A 15,124-nucleotide genomic window follows, 5' to 3' on the forward strand; every position below is an offset into this window, starting at 1 on the left:
ACGCTATTTCTCGCCGATGAAGGCGCAGTGGGGAAAATTCTGGAAGTCGTAGCGGTGGATGCGCAGGTCCGGTCGATGGCGGCTCAACCAGTCCAGCACGGCCAGATGGGCGGTCTGGTCGAGCATCCACTGCGGCCGGCCCTCCAGCAGGAAATGGCCGATATAGGCCGCCACCGTCGCCAGATACTGCCCGGCGAGCGGCGTGTCGTTGTAATAGACGAAGCAGACGACGATCTCGCGAAACGGTCCGCGCCGGCGCCGGTCGTGCAGGACGCCGAGGTCGAAGCCGTCCATGTCCCCGGCGAGCGTCCGTAGATCGCTCCGGGTGGTGGCGTCCAGATCGACCAGGATCAGCGGCCGGCCAAGATGCCGATGCCATTGTTGGACGCGGATGAAACGCGCGCAGGCGTAATAGGTGACGCGCTGCGCGTGCGACCATCCGGTCAGGTCCGGCTGCTCGGTCGACAGGCCGATGGACAGCGGATAGAGCCGCCGCCATTCGCCCAGCATCCCCAGCAGCGAAGGCGTCGGCGACACCACGTTCAGCACGATGGATGCCCCCGGGCTCGATTGGCCGATGGAGCGGAGAAGGTCGGGCGCAAAGCGGCGGACATAATGTTCATCGCCGCTCACCATGATGACGGGGCCGTTTCCCTCCGGCAGATCCGCCACAATGCTCATCTCCGGCAGCTGGGCGATGACGCTGTCCAGCGAAGCCAAGCGTTCAAAGAACGCATCGTCCGCCCGCAGCATCGACCAGGATCCGAGTTCGCCGGCACCGTCCAGTTCCGCATCCGTAAAGCGCGCGGCGAATCTCCTCTGCAGCCTCGATGCAAGGGTCAGGCGGCCCCGGCGATAGACGTGATAACCCACAATCGAGGCGGCCAACGCATCCTTCGGATCGCCGCGCAGGCGCCGCCACGCCGCCCGCGCCGCCCATGAAAGCCGCCGGTCGTCGAGTGCACCCAGCTGGAACAGGTCGAGCGCCAGCGCCAGCCACAGGCGCAGACTGCCCGGCTCGTCGGGATGGACCGTCTGGACCCGGTGCAGATGATCGAAGGCCTTCACCGCGAGACCGAGATCGAGCGTCATCGCCTTCCCCGGCGTCCAGTCGAGCAGCCCACTGCGGTACTGGTACAGCCGGGCAAGGGCGTCATGTCCGCGCACCGACTGCGGGTCGAGCGCCACGGCACGGCGGGCGGCGACCTCCAGCCGGCCGGCCTCCTTGCGGCGCAGAACCTCCAGGTTGTTCCGCGCCTGCTTGTGATCGGGAACCACGGCCAGGATGCGTTGGTACCAAACGGCCGACTCCAGAGGCGATCCGGTGCCGGCCGGCGGTGGGGCGGCGAGGAGATTCGCCAGATTGTAGGCCCCCGCCGCATGGGCCGGCGCCAGTGCCAGTGCCCGCCGGCAGGCATAGTCGGCATCCTCCGGCCGGCCGGCCCCGCGCAGCAGGCTGGCATAATTGGCCCAATGATCCGGGCTGTCGGGCTGGGCCGCCGCCACCTGGCGGAAATGGTCGGCCGCCTCGGCGGGACGGCGGGTCTGCATCAGCAGCAGGCTCAGCATCTGGAGCGCCTGGAGATGGCCGGGCATGGCCGTCAGGAATGCGTGGTATCCCGCCTCCGCCTGTGTCAGATCGCCCTGCTGGTGACTGCGGATGATCTGACCGAGATCCATGCCCGTCTCCCCATTTCCTGCGCGGCTTGAGACCGGCGGGAAGGCATCGGGGTCGATGCTCATTCTGCCGGCCACCGGCGGACCGAAGCCTGCCACGGCCCGTATCGCCCGGTCCACCATGGAGTCCAGCCGCACAGTCGGAGAACCCTGCGGGCGCAGGCCCGATGGCAGGACGCAACCACGCTTCACAAAAAATTACATTAAATAATTGCTGATTATCTGAGAAGCCCGATAAATTTCTACACTGTTGACCACGCAACAGAATCATGTTCCCATATTTTCTAGTAGATTTATGGAGATAGGGGGAGCATCGCCATGCGACAGTCAGGACGCCTCAGCCGCCGTGCCTTAGCGGCGGTGGCCGCATCGGTGATGGGGCTGCTGGTGACGTCGGCCATCGCGACGCACGCGGCCGCCGAAGGGCGCATCCGGATCGCCGAGCAATATGGCCTGGGCTATCTGCCGCTGCATGTGCTGCGCCACAACCAGCTGATTGAGAAGCACGGCAAGGCTCTCGGCCTCGACGTCACGGTGGACTGGGTCCAGCTGTCCGGCGGTGCTGCGATGAACGATGCGCTGCTGTCCGGCAGCATCGATCTGGGGTCCGCCGGGGTCGGACCGCTGCTGACCATCTGGGACCGCACCAAGGGCAGCGCCAACGTCAAGGCCATCGCGTCGTTGAACGACATGCCGCTGTTCCTGACCACCAACAACCCGAAGGTCAAAACGCTGAAGGACTTCACCGATGCGGACAAGATCGCGCTGCCGGCGGTAAAGGTCGGGGTGCAGGCCCGTGTCCTCCAAATGGCGGTGGAGAAAGAGCTTGGCGCCGGCAAATTCGATGCGCTCGACAAGCTGACCGTGTCGATGCCGCATCCCGACGCCACGGCGGCCCTGCTGTCGGGCAGCGGCGGCATCACCGCCCACATCTCCAGCCCGCCCTTCCAGTACCAGCAGCTGGACGACCCGAAGATCCACAAGGTCGTCAGCTCCTACGACGTGCTGGGCGGGCCGCACAGCTTCAACCTGATCTGGAGCAAGCAGTCCTTCCGCGACGAGAACCCGAAGACCTACCGGGCTTTCCTCGATGCGCTGAAAGAGGCGATGGATCTGATCAACGCCAACCATGATGCCGCGGCGGACGCCTATCTGGCGCAGAACAAGGGCAGCCTGGACAAGGCCTACATCCTGCGCCTGCTGAACGACCCCGACATCCGCTTCACCGTCACGCCCAACCGGACGGAGGCCTTCGCCGATTTCATGCACAAGGTCGGCGCGATCAAGAACAAGCCGGCCTCATGGAAGGATTATTTCTTCGACGACCTGCATGACGGCACCGGGAGCTGACGCGATGAACGCACTGACCTACCCGCAGAGCGTCGACAGCGACGGCCTGTCCGAACGCCCGCTGCTCGACGTGTCCGGCGTCACCCTGCAATACAAGACGCGACGCCACTTGGTCACCGCGACCTACCGCGTCGATTTCCAGGTGTTCCAGTCCGAACGCTACGTCCTGCTGGGACCGTCGGGCTGCGGCAAATCCTCCCTGCTGAAGGCGGTGGGCGGCTTCCTCCAGCCGGTGGAGGGAACGATCCGCCTGAACGGCCGCACGGTGACGAAGCCCGGCCCCGACCGCATGATGGTCTTCCAGGAATTCGACCAGCTTCCGCCCTGGAAGACGGTCAAGCAGAACGTGATGTTCCCCCTGCTCGCCAGCGGCAAGGCGAAGCGGCGGGAAGCGGAGGAAAAGGCGCTCGACTGCATCGCCCGGGTGAACCTGACCAAGTTCGCCGACGTCCACCCGCACATGCTGTCGGGTGGCATGAAGCAGCGCGTCGCCATCGCCCGCGCCATGGCGATGGAGCCGGACATCCTGCTGATGGACGAGCCCTTTGCGGCACTCGACGCGCTGACCCGGCGCAAGATGCAGGAGGAGCTGCTGCAACTGTGGGACGACCTGCGCTTCACCGTGCTGTTCGTCACCCATTCCATCGAGGAGGCGCTGGTCGTCGGTTCGCGCATCCTGGTGCTGTCGCCCCATCCGGGACAGGTGAAGGCGGAGGTGAACTGCGACGGCTACGACCATGGTGCCGTCGGCGGTGCCGAGTTCCAAGCGCTCGCCAGCCGCATTCACACCATGCTGTTCGCCGAGGATGTCGAAAGCGGCGTGAAGGGCCCCCGTGCATGACCGACCTGTCCTTTTCCCCGCGCTCCCGTCCCCCCGGCAGCCCCCCCATTGGCAGGCGCGAACCGCCGCTGCGCCCGGAATATGAGCGCACCGTCACCGCCACCGGCCCCATCGGCGACGTCGCCCGCCCGCTGTCCCCGTGGGAGCGGCTCGGCAACATCACCGCGCTGCGCCGGCTGCTGGTCCTGGCGGCGGTTGCGGCGCTGTGGCAGGCGGCGGCGGTCTGGCAGAACAACCCGCTGATGTTCCCGACCTTCACCGACACCGCGGCGGCGCTGTGGGACGCCATCCGCCGCGACAATCTGCTGTCGATGGCCTGGACCTCGCTGGCGGTGCTTTTGAAGGGCTATGCGGTGGCGGTGGTGCTGGCCGTGCTGCTGACCACGGTCGCCGTCTCCACCCGCATCGGCAACGACCTGCTGTCGACGCTGACCTCGATGTTCAACCCGCTGCCGGCCATCGCCTTGCTGCCCATCGCCATGCTGTGGTTCGGGCTGGGCGAGGTCAGCCTGATCTTCGTGCTGGTCCATGCCGTGCTGTGGCCACTGGCGCTGAACACCCATGCCGGCTTCACCTCGGTGTCGGAAACGCTGCGGATGGCCGGGCGGAACTACGGGCTGGGGAGCTTTCGCTACGTCGTCACGCTGCTGATCCCGGCGGCCTTCCCGGCGATCCTCACCGGCCTCAAGGTCGGCTGGGCCTTCGCCTGGCGGACGCTGATCGCGGCGGAACTGGTGTTCGGCGTGTCGTCCGGCAAGGGCGGGCTCGGCTGGTTCATCTTCCAGAACCGCAACGAGCTGTACATCGACAAGGTCTTCGCCGGCCTCGTCACCGTCATCCTGATCGGCCTGCTGGTCGAGAATGTCGTCTTCCGGTGGATCGAAGTCCACACGGTCCGCAAATGGGGCATGGTCCGCTAAATGGCTTTCCAAGACATCAACCCGGTGCGCTTCGATTCCAACCTGACGGTCGAGCGCCCGACCTTCGTCACCCACCTTGAATGCGCCTACACCGGCGAGCGGTACGAGGCCGACACAATCCACAACCTGTCGCGCGCCGGCAAGCCGCTGCTGGTCCGCTACGACCTGAACGGCGTGAAGCAGGCGCTGACCAAAAGCTCGCTGTCCGAACGCCCGCAGGACCTGTGGCGCTACCGCGAGCTTCTGCCCGTCCGCAAGGTCGAGGACATCGTCAGCCTGGGGGAGGCGGTGACCCCGCTGGTGCCGCTGCCCCGTCTGGCGAAGCGGCTGGGCGCGGCCGAGCTGCTGGTGAAGGACGAGGGACGGCTGCCGACAGGCTCCTTCAAGGCGCGCGGGCTGGTGATGGCTGTGTCGATGGCGAAGGCCTTCGGCATCGCGCACATGGCGATGCCGACCAACGGCAATGCCGGGGCGGCGCTGGCCGCCTACGCCACCCGCGCCGGCATCCGCACCACCATCTTCTGCCCGGCCGACACGCCGGAGGTGAACGTGTCGGAGATCGAACTGCAGGGCGCCACCGTCTACCGCGTCAACGGCCTGATCGATGATTGCGGGAAGATCGTCGGCGAGGGCAAGGCCAAGGTCGGCTGGTTCGACGTCTCCACCCTGAAGGAGCCCTACCGGATCGAGGGCAAGAAGACGATGGGTCTGGAGCTTGCCGAACAGCTGGGTTGGGAGGTGCCGGACGTCATCTTCTATCCCACCGGCGGCGGCACCGGCCTAATCGGCATGTGGAAGGCCTTCGCCGAGTTGGAGGCCATCGGCTTCATCGGATCGAAGCGCCCGCGCATGGTGGCGGTCCAGGCCGCCGGCTGCGCGCCGATGGTCCGCGCCTGGGAGCAGGGGGAGGAGCATGCCCTGCGCTGGGAGGACGCCCACACCATCGCGTCCGGCATCCGCGTGCCGCAGGCGGTCGGCGATTTCCTGATTCTGCGCGCCGTGCGCGAAAGCGGCGGTTTCGCCATCGCCGTGCCCGATGATGCCATCCAAGCGGCGCTCGACGAGGTGGCGCGCGAGGAGGGCTTCCTGCTCTGCCCGGAAGGGGCCGCGACCTACGCCGCCTACCGCCAAGCCCTGGCCGACGGCCGGGTCGGCAAGGAGGAGCGCGCCGTCCTGTTCAACTGCGCCACCGGCCTGAAATACCCGCTGCCGCCGGTGCACCGCACGCTCGACCGGACCCGGCCCATCGACTATTCGCTCTTTCAGGACAGCGGACGATGAGCGATGTCCGCTACCGCCCGGACCGTCTGGTCGCGACGCTCGACGCCATTCTCCGCCGCAGCGGCAGCTCGGCGGAGGAGGCAGCCATCGTCGCCGCCAATCTGGTGGAGGCCGACGCCCGCGGCCATGCCAGCCACGGCGTCTGCCAGATCGCCGTCTATGCCCGCAGCCTTGAACTTGGCCATCTCCAGCCCAACCGCCACGCCCGCATCGTCCGCGACGAGGCTCCCTTTCTGGTGGTGGACGGCGATGTCGGCTATGGGCAGGTGATCGCGAAGGAGGCGACCGACCTCGCCATCGAACGCGCCAAGGCCGGCGGCGCTTGCATCCTGGCATTGCGCAACGCCCACCATATCGGCCGCGTCGGCTCCTATGGCGAGCAGTGCATCGCCGCCGGGCTGATCGGCCTGTTCTTCGTCAATGTGATCAGCCGGCCGCTGGCGGCGCCCCATGGCGGCGGCCGGCCGCGGCTGGGCACCAATCCGGTCTGCATCGCCGTTCCCGGCACGCCGGGCTATGCGCCCTTCCTGCTCGATTTCGCCACCAGCGCCATCGCCGCCAACAAATGCCGGGTCGCCGCCTCGCTGGGCAAGGAGGTGGAGGACGGCCTGCTGCTCGACCCGGAGGGCCGGCCGACGCGCGACCCGGACGTGATGTTCACCGAACCGACCGGCGCCATCCTGCCCTTCGGCGGCCACAAGGGCTACGGCCTGGCGCTGGCCTGCGAAATCCTGGCCGGTGCCCTTGCCGGCGGCCTGCCCGCCTTGCCGGAAAACCTGCGGCCGGGACGGGTGGTCAACAACGCGCTGGCCTTCGTCATCGACCCCAACCGGGTGGCCGGGCCGGAATGGCAGACCCTGACCGACGCCGTGCTCGACCATGTCGCCGACACGCCCGTCGCCCCCGGCAGCGACGGCGTCAGCATCCCCGGCGAGCCGGAGGCCCTGCACCGCATGGCCGCGATGGACCGCGGCATCGCGCTCGACCCCGACACCGTCGCGGCACTGCACCGCATCGGCGGCGGGCTCGGGCTGGATGTGGCTGCCCTGCTGGAGGGCTGAACGGGGCGGAGTTCCGCCCCATCCGCTCAAGCGGTGATGCGGTTCCGCAAGACGCCGTCTTCAAGGAACAGCCGCGCCGTCTCCGCCGCGTTGCGCCGCATCTCGACCGCCGCCTGGTCGGAGTGGAAGGCGTTGTGCGGCGTCACCACCAGCCGCCCGGCGAGCCAATCCTCCCGCGCCCGCCACGCATCCAGCAACGGATGGGGGGCCGGCGGCTCGACCGGCAGCACGTCGGTCCCGACGGCGGCGAGCCGGCCGCTGCGCAGGGCCGCCTCCAGTGGGTCCAGCCCGGCGAACAGTTCGCCGCGCGCGGTGTTGACCAGGATGGCGCCCGGCTTCATCGCCGTCAGGGTGGCCTCGTTCAGCAGGCCGCGCGTCTCTCCGTTCAGCGGGCAGTGGAAGGTGACGATGTCGGACTCGGCCAGTAACTCCTCCAGCCGGCGGACGCGGCGATAGCCGACAGCCTTCTCGTGCCCGGCCGGCTGGAACGGGTCATAGCCCAGGATGCGGTGGCCGAAGCCCTTCAACCGGTTCACCACCGCGGTACCAATCCGCCCGACCCCGACCACCCCGACCGTCGCGGCGCCGGAGCGGTGCAGCGGGGTCAGCGTGTTCGCCTGCCACGTCGTCGTATAGGCGCGGGCACGGGCGTCATGCTCCCACAGCCGGCGCTGAAGCGACAGGATCATGGCGACCGCATGGTCGGCGACCTCCTCCGTCCCGTAATCGGGGTTGTTGCAGAAGGGAATCCCGGCGGCCTCCAGCGCCGCGACATCGACCCGGTCATAGCCGACGCCGAACCGCACGACGATCCGGCAACGCTTCAATCGCTCGACGGTTGCCGGGCCGATGCGCGTGCTCCACACCAGCAGGGCATCCAGACGGGCGAGACGGTCCGGATCGAGATCCTCCTCCCGCCGGCAGTCGAGAAAATCGACCTCCGCCACGCCGTCCAGCACGGCGGCCTCCAGATCGGGGGGCGGAATCATGTGGTCGGTGATCCCGACGACCAACCGCCCTGCGCTCTGCTGCCCCATCCTTCTCGCTCCCGTCACTGCTCGAATCGAATAACCCTCATTTTCCCATGCAATGCTGGATTTTCAAAGCCGATTGCCGCTTTGCACAATAGGAAATTACCTCCGCATGCGGACAAGGTGCCGGTTTCACTTGCGCGGGCGCAGGAAGAACAGCATGGCGAGGCCGGACAGCAGGATCGACAGCATCACCCACCAGAAGGCATGCGGCGAGACGTGGTCCTCGATGCCGCCGACCCCCGGCACCCCCGCGACGTTCATGCCGAAGATGCCGGAGATCAGCGTCATCGGCGCGAAGATCACGGTCACCACCGCCAGCACATGCAGGCTGTGGTTCTGCTGGTCGGCGACGCGGGCCAGAAGCTCGTCCTGCAAGACCTTGGCGCGGTCCTGCAATGCCTCGATGTCGTAGAGGACGCCGCCGAACTTCTCGACCGAATGGCCGAGGCGCGCGCGGTCGTCGTCGTCGATCCAGGGCACGCTGCCGGTGGCGAGCCGGCCCAACGCTGCACGCTGCGGCGAGACATGGCGGCGGAGCCGGACGATCAACTGGCGCAGCTGGCCGAGCCTTTTGCGGGCGAGCTGGTAGCGTTCGGCAAGGACGGTGTCCTCCACCTTGTCCAGATCGGCTTCGGCGCGCGTCACCACCTCGCCCAGCGTGTCGGCCAGCATGTCGATCAGCTCGGCCATCAGGGCGGCGGTGCTGCCATAGCGGCCCTGGTCGTGCAGGGATTTGCGCAGCCGGTCGATGGCCTTCAGCGGATGCCGCCGGCAGCTGACGATGCGGTGCTCATCCATGAACAGGCGCAGGGTGCCGATGTCCGACGGCTCGAAATTGAAGTCGTAATGCATGTCGCTCAGCACGGCGAGGAAGCCGTCATCGAACGGCTCCAGCCGCGTCCGGTCGTCGTTGGCGTCCAGCAGAATCTCGCGGGCGAACTCGTCGAGCCCGCTCTTGCGGTCCAGCCAGTCGCGCGCCCGCGCCGAGGCGAGGTTGAAGTGCAGCCACAGCACGCCGCCGCTGCGCCGCTGCGCCGCGTCGATCTCCTCGAAGGACACCGGCACCGGCGGTGCATCGGTGGTGAGGAAATAGCCGCAGATCAGGTCGGTCCCGGTATCGAGCTTGATTGGAACTGCCATGCCCGGCGAACCTTCCATTGCCTCTTCGCCGGCTGGGTGCCGGCCGGCGGGCAGGATACGCCGGCCGACGTGCGGCGCAACCTCGTCCTTGGGCGCCCGGAGCAACTGCAACAAGACCGTCTTGAAACCGTCATCACCCTGTCGCGCGTTTGCGGCAAGAACGCGCGGGGCGTCATCATTCGACAGAGGCATGACCGTGAGGACCGAGACCGCCGCCGGCGCCCACGACATGGACGCCTGCGATATCGCCAGCCATTTCCCCGCGCGCGAGGCCGCCGTCGGCCCGATGCGGTCCGACTCGCAGGTTCCCGTCGTCCGTCCCTCAACCGAGGCGGACGTGCCGGCCATGCTGGAGATCTACGGCTACCACATCCAGCACGGGCTCGGCCCCTTCGACATCGAGCCGCTGCATCCGGAAGAGCTGAAGCGCCGGCGCAAGGCGATGTTGAAGCGCCGCCTGCCGCATCTGGTGGCCGAGCTGAACGGCGCCATCGCCGGCTACGCCTATGCGGCCCCCTTCCGCAAGCGCCCGGCCTACCGCTACACGGTCGAACACTCGATCTACGTCCACAAGGATTTCCAGGGCCTTGGCATCGGCCGCCGGCTTTTGTCGGCGCTGGTCGACGCCTGCACCGTCGCCGGCTGTCGCCAGATGGTCGCCGTCGTCGACAGCGCCAACGCCCCGTCGCTGCGCCTGCATGAATCCTGCGGCTTCGAGCAGGCCGGCATTCTGCGCTCGGTCGGCTTCAAGTTCGGCCGCTGGACCGACAGCGTCTTCCTCCAGCGCGCGCTCGGCCCAGCCGACGGCGCGCTGCCCGATGACCATCGCGGCGGCACCGTCCAGGCCGGCGACTGACAGCTTTCCCTCCCCCGGAGTTCCCCCATGGATTTCTTTCGACGCTTCTCCTTCCTCGTCTGCGCCCCGGCCTTCGACGCCGACGAGCTGGAAGGCGTGCGCGTGCAGCAGATCGTCGCCGAGGTCGAGCGCATCGGCTTCGAGGTGGTGCGGACGCGCCGCGTCGAGGATGCCGAGCTGGCGATCCGCACCGACGCCGCCATCGGCTGCATGATCGTCGATTGGGGCAAGCGCGGGCTGGAGGGCAAGCCGGCCTCGCTGATCGCGCTGGCGCGCAAGCGCGGTCTGGAGATGCCGATCATCCTGCTGGTCCGCCGCCAGCGGCTGGAGAACATCCCGGTCGACGTGCTGAACCAGGTCGACGGTTACGTCTTCCTGGCGGAGGAAACGCCGGAATTCATCGCCAAGAACCTCGTCTCCCGCCTGAAACAGTATGCCGAGACGCTGAAGACGCCCTTCTTCGGCGAGCTGGTCGATTATGCCGAGGAAGGCAACCAGCTGTGGACCTGCCCCGGCCATAATGGCGGCATCTTCTACAGCCGCAGCCCCATCGGCCGCATCTTCGTCGAGCATCTGGGCGAGGCGGTGTTCCGCGACGACATCGACAACTCGGTGCTGGAGATGGGCGACCTGCTGGTCCATGAGGGGCCGGCGCTGAAGGCGCAGAAGGAAGCCGCCAAAATCTTCGGGGCCGAGCGCACCTATTTCGTGCTGAACGGCACGTCCGCCTCCAACAAGATCGTGCTGTCGGCTCTGGTGGCGGAGGACGATCTCGTCCTGTTCGACCGCAACAACCACAAGGCCGCCCACCATGGCGGGCTGTTCCTCGGCGGCGGCATCCCGATCTTCCTGGAGACCGACCGCAACCCCTACGGCCTGATCGGTCCCATCGACCACGAGGCGCTGGACGAGGAACGCATCCGCGAGAAGATCCGCAAGAATCCCCTGGTCAAGGACCAGGACGCCTGGAAGCGCGAGCGGCCCTTCCGCGCCGCGGTGATCCAGCAATGCAGCTACGACGGCACCATCTACAGTGCCGAGACCATCCTGGCGAAGATCGGCCATCTCTGCGACTACATCCTCTTCGACGAGGCGTGGGCCGGCTTCCTGAAGTTCCACCCGCTGTTCAAGGGCCGCTTCGCCATGGGGCTGGACAGCCTGCATGACGGCCATCCCGGCATCATCGCCACCCAGTCCACCCACAAGCAGCTGGCCAGCTTCTCCCAGGCCTCGCAAATCCATGTGAAGGACAGCCATATCAAGGGCCAACGCCGCCGGGTGGAGCATCGCCGCTTCAACGAGACCTTCCTGCTGCACGCCTCGACCTCGCCCTTCTATCCGCTGTTCGCCTCGCTCGATGTCGGCGCGCAGATGATGAAGGGTAAGTCCGGCGAGGTGCTGTGGGACGACACGATCCGGCTCGGCATCGAGCTGCGCAAGAAGCTGCGCGCCATCCGCCGCGAATTCGACGAGCGCGAGAGCGATCCGGCGCGCCGCTGGTTCTTCGACCCCTTCGTGCCCGACCGGGTGGAGGTCGGCGGCACCACCTCGGCTTGGGAGGATGTGCCGACCGACGCGCTGGCGTCCGACGTGCGGCATTGGGAATTCGTGCCGGGTGCCGACTGGCACGGTTTCCGCCATGTGGCGGCCGGCTATGCGATGACAGACCCCAACAAGCTGACCCTGCTCACCCCCGGCTTCGACCGCCGCACCGGGGCCTATGAGGACCACGGCATCCCGGCTCCGGTGGTGGCGCAGTATCTGCGCGAGAACCGCATCGTTCCGGAGAAGAACGACCTGAACTCGATCCTCTTCCTGCTGACGCCCGGTGTGGAATCGAGCAAGGCCGGCACGCTGCTGAGCGCGCTGGTGGCGTTCAAGCGGCTGCACGACGACAACGCGCTGCTGGAGGACGTGATCCCGGAATTCGTCGCCCGCCGCCCGGCCCGCTACACCGGCCGCCGGCTGCGCGACCTGTGCGCGGAGATGCACGCCTATTACCGGGAGCGCGGCACCAACGACCTGCAGCGCCGCATGTTCCGCCCCGACCATCTGCCCGCCATGGTCATGCCGCCGCGCGAAGCGGTGCGGCATCTGGTGCGCAACGACGTGGATTACCTGCCCATCGACCGCATCGCCGGGCGGATCGCCACCACCCTGTGGGTCGTCTATCCGCCGGGCATCGCCACCATCGTTCCGGGCGAGCGGCTGGACGACCACGCCCGGCCGATGATCGAATATCTCCAGGTCTTCCAGGAGGGCGCCAACCGCTTCCCCGGCTTCGACAACGAGATCCAGGGCCTGTACCGCGAGACGGAGCCCGACGGGTCGATCCGCTTCTACACCTATGTCGTGCGGGAGAAGGGCGCGGACTGAAGCCACGCCTCCGCTCCAACCCTCAATAGGGCCGGTCGCCCAGCACGGTGGCGCGGTGCATGACGCGCCGGTGCGGTGAATAATCGTTCACTGCATAGTGCTGGGTCGAGCGGTTGTCCCACAGCACCAGATCGTCCGCCTTCCAGCGCCAGCGCACGGTGAATTCCGGGCGGCTGATGTGGTCGTACAGGAACTCCAGGATCGCGGCGCTTTCACGGTCGCTCAGCCCGACGATGCGGGAGGTGAAGTTCTCATTCACGAACAGCGCCTTGGCGCCGCTGACCGGATGGGTGCGGATGACCGGATGCACCACCGCCGGATGCTTGTCGCGCGCCGTCTTCCAGCGGGCATGGGTCTCGGGATCGCCGTTGTGCCGCCATTCCGGGAAGGAACGGGTGAAGTCGTGCAACGCCTTCAGCGGCTCCAGCAGGCGGCGGATCGGTTCGGACAGGCCGTTGTAGGCGGCGATGTTGCTGGCCCACACCGTGTCGCCGCCGATGGGCGGAATGAGCTTGCCCGACAGGGCGACGATGGCCGGCGGCGTTTCGATGCAGGTGACGTCGGTGTGCCAGACGTCGTTGTCGGTCGGGTTGTGCGGCCCGGTGTCCAGCACCATGATCTCCGGCTGCTCCGGCACCTTCGGATAGATCGGGTGGACGTGCAGCTGGCCGAAACGGGCGGCGAAGTCGCGCTGCGCCTGCGGCGTCAGCGGCTGGTTCTCGAAGAACAGCACCTGATGGGCGACCAGTGCCCGCTCCAGCGCCGCCGCTTCGCTGTCCGACAGCGGGCGGGAGAGGTCGATCCCCTCCACCCGCGCGCCGATGGCGGGGCTGACGGGCGTGACGGTCAGGGCGGACAAGGCGATGTCTGGCATGGCGGTTCCCCAACCTTATTGTACGGCGGTTTATGAATTCCGGCGGTCTGCCGTCCTCAGGACTTGCCCTTCCACGGCACCAGCCACGCTTCCAGCAGGCGCATTCCGTAGGAAAAGGCGAAGGCGAAGGCGGCGATGATGCCGATGCCGACGAAGACCACGTCGGTGGCAAGGAAATGCGAGGCGGACATGATCATGAAGCCGATGCCGCGGGTGGCGGCGATCAGCTCCGCCGCGACCAGCGTGCTCCAGCCGACGCCGATGCCGATGCGCAGGCCGGTCAGGATTTCCGGCAGGGCGCTGGGCAGCACGATGGTGCGGAACAGCTGCCAGCGGCTGGCGCCCAGCGACAGCGCGGCGTTCACCCGCTCGATGGGCAGCGCCCGTACCCCGGCCTGCGCCGACAGGCAGACCGGCGCGAACATTGCCAGCGTCAGCAGGACGATCTTCGATACCTCGCCGATGCCGAGCCAGATGATCATCAGCGGCAGATAGGCCAGCGGCGGCAACGGCCAGTAGAACTCGATGGGCGTGTCGAAAACCCCCTTGGCCCAGCGGTTCAGCCCCATCGCCAGCCCAAGCGGAATGCCGAGCGAGGCGGCGATGACGGCGGCGGAGAAGATGCGGAACAGGCTGGCCGACACATGCTCCCACAGGGTGGCGCCGGCATAGCCGTCCTCGACGACCGCCAGGAACTGGGTCGCCACCTCCTGCGGGGTTGGCAGGAACAGCGGCGGCACCAGCCGGTAATGGGTCGCCAGGAACCACGCCGCCAGCAGCAGGAGCGCGGTGGCGAAGCTGATCGGGCCGGTGCGCGCCCCGTCCAGCCCGAAGGGATGGAGCCGGACGATCTTCGGCCGGTCAGCCGGATCGGAGGCGCGGCTTCCGGCGCGGGCGAGGTCGGTCATTGCAGCACCGCCCGGCGGGAGTCCGCCTCGGCATGCGGGCGATGCACCAGGGACCGGATTTCGTCATAGAGATCGGCGAACTCCGGTGCCGACAGGATGGCGCGCACGTCGCGCTCGGCGGCGAAGCGGCGGACGAAATCCAGGTCGAAACGGGCGACGATCCGGCCCGGCCGTGGCGACATCACCACCACGGTGGTGCCGAGGAACAGCGCCTCCTCGATGGAATGGGTGATGAAGAAGATGCGCTTGCCGGTGCGTGCCCAGACGTCGATCAGCAGTTCCTGCATCTGCTCGCGGGTCAGGCTGTCGAGCGCGCCGAACGGCTCGTCCATCAGCAGGATCTTCGGGTCGGTCGCCAGCGCGCGGGCGATGCCGACGCGCTGGCGCATTCCGCCCGACAGCTCGTGCGGGAAAGCATCGGCGAAGCCTTCCAGCCCGACCAGCCCCAGCAGTTCCTCCGCCCGCTCGCGCCGCTCCCGGGCGGGAACCCCGGCGAAGCGCAGGCCGAGCGCCACATTGTCGGCGACGCTGCTCCAGGGCAGCAGGGTGTCCTTCTGGAACACCACGCCGCGGTCGGCGCCGGGGTTGGCGACCGGCTGGCCGTCCAGCGTGATCGACCCCTCCGACAGGGGCAGGAAGCCGGCGATGGCGTTCAACAGCGTCGATTTCCCGCAGCCCGATGCCCCCAGCGCCACGACGATGCTGTTGGCGTCGATGTCGAGCGACGCGCGGTCCAGCGCATGGACCACCCGCCCGTCACGGGCGGAAAAGAAGACGCTGGCGTTGCGGACCTGGAGCATGGACGC

13 protein-coding genes are annotated in these 15,124 nt (G+C 67.6%); 7 read left to right on the forward strand and 6 right to left on the reverse strand.

Annotation, left to right across the window (positions count from 1 at the left end; all coding sequences use genetic code 11):
* Nucleotides 1-3: 3 nt before the first annotated feature.
* A complete protein-coding gene (locus tag TSH64_RS18550) occupies nucleotides 4-1,680 on the reverse strand; it encodes a tetratricopeptide repeat protein (protein ID WP_247873025.1) in 1,677 nt (558 codons plus the stop codon).
* Between the two features lie 315 nt (nucleotides 1,681-1,995).
* Here TSH64_RS18550 and TSH64_RS18555 point away from each other — a divergent pair, with 315 nt between their 5' ends.
* The 5 genes from TSH64_RS18555 to TSH64_RS18575 are packed head-to-tail and all read left to right on the forward strand — an operon-like array spanning nucleotide 1,996 to nucleotide 7,130.
* A complete protein-coding gene (locus tag TSH64_RS18555; protein ID WP_109447168.1) occupies nucleotides 1,996-3,027 on the forward strand; it encodes an ABC transporter substrate-binding protein in 1,032 nt (343 codons plus the stop codon).
* Between the two features lie 4 nt (nucleotides 3,028-3,031).
* Nucleotides 3,032-3,868 (forward strand): ABC transporter ATP-binding protein, encoded by an 837-nt coding sequence (locus tag TSH64_RS18560; RefSeq protein ID WP_109447170.1) that lies wholly within the window; start codon nucleotides 3,032-3,034, stop codon nucleotides 3,866-3,868.
* A complete protein-coding gene (locus TSH64_RS18565) occupies nucleotides 3,865-4,788 on the forward strand; it encodes an ABC transporter permease (RefSeq protein ID WP_109447172.1) in 924 nt (307 codons plus the stop codon). The genes TSH64_RS18560 and TSH64_RS18565 overlap by 4 nt, the downstream gene beginning before the upstream one ends.
* Nucleotides 4,789-6,069 (forward strand): threonine synthase, encoded by a 1,281-nt coding sequence (locus TSH64_RS18570; RefSeq protein WP_247873026.1) that lies wholly within the window; start codon nucleotides 4,789-4,791, stop codon nucleotides 6,067-6,069.
* Nucleotides 6,066-7,130, forward strand: a complete 1,065-nt coding sequence (locus TSH64_RS18575; protein ID WP_109447174.1) for a malate/lactate/ureidoglycolate dehydrogenase — start codon at nucleotides 6,066-6,068, stop codon at nucleotides 7,128-7,130. The genes TSH64_RS18570 and TSH64_RS18575 overlap by 4 nt, the downstream gene beginning before the upstream one ends.
* A 26-nt stretch (nucleotides 7,131-7,156) precedes the next feature.
* Here TSH64_RS18575 and TSH64_RS18580 read toward each other — a convergent pair whose 3' ends face one another.
* Both TSH64_RS18580 and TSH64_RS18585 read right to left on the reverse strand, forming a co-directional pair.
* Nucleotides 7,157-8,167, reverse strand: a complete 1,011-nt coding sequence (locus tag TSH64_RS18580; protein WP_109447176.1) for a C-terminal binding protein — start codon at nucleotides 8,165-8,167, stop codon at nucleotides 7,157-7,159.
* Nucleotides 8,168-8,293: 126 nt separating this feature from the next.
* Nucleotides 8,294-9,304, reverse strand: a complete 1,011-nt coding sequence (locus TSH64_RS18585) for a CorA family divalent cation transporter (protein ID WP_109452804.1) — start codon at nucleotides 9,302-9,304, stop codon at nucleotides 8,294-8,296.
* 286 nt (nucleotides 9,305-9,590) lie between these two features.
* Between TSH64_RS18585 and TSH64_RS18590 the strand changes: the two genes are divergently transcribed.
* Together TSH64_RS18590 and TSH64_RS18595 are read left to right on the forward strand one after the other, a co-directional pair.
* Nucleotides 9,591-10,160, forward strand: a complete 570-nt coding sequence (locus TSH64_RS18590; RefSeq protein ID WP_109452806.1) for a GNAT family N-acetyltransferase — start codon at nucleotides 9,591-9,593, stop codon at nucleotides 10,158-10,160.
* Between the two features lie 27 nt (nucleotides 10,161-10,187).
* Nucleotides 10,188-12,536 (forward strand): Orn/Lys/Arg decarboxylase N-terminal domain-containing protein, encoded by a 2,349-nt coding sequence (locus TSH64_RS18595; protein ID WP_109447178.1) that lies wholly within the window; start codon nucleotides 10,188-10,190, stop codon nucleotides 12,534-12,536.
* Nucleotides 12,537-12,558: 22 nt separating this feature from the next.
* Here the strand turns inward: TSH64_RS18595 and tauD are convergent, their stop codons facing one another.
* The 3 genes from tauD to TSH64_RS18610 are packed head-to-tail and all read right to left on the reverse strand — an operon-like array spanning nucleotide 12,559 to nucleotide 15,118.
* Nucleotides 12,559-13,410: a taurine dioxygenase gene (gene tauD / locus TSH64_RS18600; RefSeq protein ID WP_109447180.1), complete on the reverse strand. Its 852-nt coding sequence runs from the start codon at nucleotides 13,408-13,410 to the stop codon at nucleotides 12,559-12,561.
* Between the two features lie 56 nt (nucleotides 13,411-13,466).
* Nucleotides 13,467-14,318, reverse strand: a complete 852-nt coding sequence (locus TSH64_RS18605; protein WP_109447182.1) for an ABC transporter permease subunit — start codon at nucleotides 14,316-14,318, stop codon at nucleotides 13,467-13,469.
* Nucleotides 14,315-15,118 (reverse strand): ABC transporter ATP-binding protein, encoded by an 804-nt coding sequence (locus TSH64_RS18610; RefSeq protein ID WP_109447184.1) that lies wholly within the window; start codon nucleotides 15,116-15,118, stop codon nucleotides 14,315-14,317. The genes TSH64_RS18605 and TSH64_RS18610 overlap by 4 nt, the downstream gene beginning before the upstream one ends.
* Nucleotides 15,119-15,124 lie beyond the last annotated feature (6 nt).

The sequence above is a fragment of the Azospirillum sp. TSH64 genome (assembly GCF_003116035.1).
In the GTDB taxonomy this organism is placed as follows: Bacteria; Pseudomonadota; Alphaproteobacteria; order Azospirillales; family Azospirillaceae; genus Azospirillum.

What these genes read in the sequence shown, in the direction of transcription:
- TSH64_RS18550 (WP_247873025.1), bottom strand. Translation starts at nt 1,680, where the DNA reads ATGGATCTCGGTCAGATCATCCGCAGTCACCAGCAGGGCGATCTGACA.
- TSH64_RS18555 (WP_109447168.1), top strand. Translation starts at nt 1,996, where the DNA reads ATGCGACAGTCAGGACGCCTCAGCCGCCGTGCCTTAGCGGCGGTGGCC.
- TSH64_RS18560 (WP_109447170.1), top strand. Translation starts at nt 3,032, where the DNA reads ATGAACGCACTGACCTACCCGCAGAGCGTCGACAGCGACGGCCTGTCC.
- TSH64_RS18565 (WP_109447172.1), top strand. Translation starts at nt 3,865, where the DNA reads ATGACCGACCTGTCCTTTTCCCCGCGCTCCCGTCCCCCCGGCAGCCCC.
- TSH64_RS18570 (WP_247873026.1), top strand. Translation starts at nt 4,789, where the DNA reads ATGGCTTTCCAAGACATCAACCCGGTGCGCTTCGATTCCAACCTGACG.
- TSH64_RS18575 (WP_109447174.1), top strand. Translation starts at nt 6,066, where the DNA reads ATGAGCGATGTCCGCTACCGCCCGGACCGTCTGGTCGCGACGCTCGAC.
- TSH64_RS18580 (WP_109447176.1), bottom strand. Translation starts at nt 8,167, where the DNA reads ATGGGGCAGCAGAGCGCAGGGCGGTTGGTCGTCGGGATCACCGACCAC.
- TSH64_RS18585 (WP_109452804.1), bottom strand. Translation starts at nt 9,304, where the DNA reads ATGGCAGTTCCAATCAAGCTCGATACCGGGACCGACCTGATCTGCGGC.
- TSH64_RS18590 (WP_109452806.1), top strand. Translation starts at nt 9,591, where the DNA reads ATGCGGTCCGACTCGCAGGTTCCCGTCGTCCGTCCCTCAACCGAGGCG.
- TSH64_RS18595 (WP_109447178.1), top strand. Translation starts at nt 10,188, where the DNA reads ATGGATTTCTTTCGACGCTTCTCCTTCCTCGTCTGCGCCCCGGCCTTC.
- tauD (WP_109447180.1), bottom strand. Translation starts at nt 13,410, where the DNA reads ATGCCAGACATCGCCTTGTCCGCCCTGACCGTCACGCCCGTCAGCCCC.
- TSH64_RS18605 (WP_109447182.1), bottom strand. Translation starts at nt 14,318, where the DNA reads ATGACCGACCTCGCCCGCGCCGGAAGCCGCGCCTCCGATCCGGCTGAC.
- TSH64_RS18610 (WP_109447184.1), bottom strand. Translation starts at nt 15,118, where the DNA reads ATGCTCCAGGTCCGCAACGCCAGCGTCTTCTTTTCCGCCCGTGACGGG.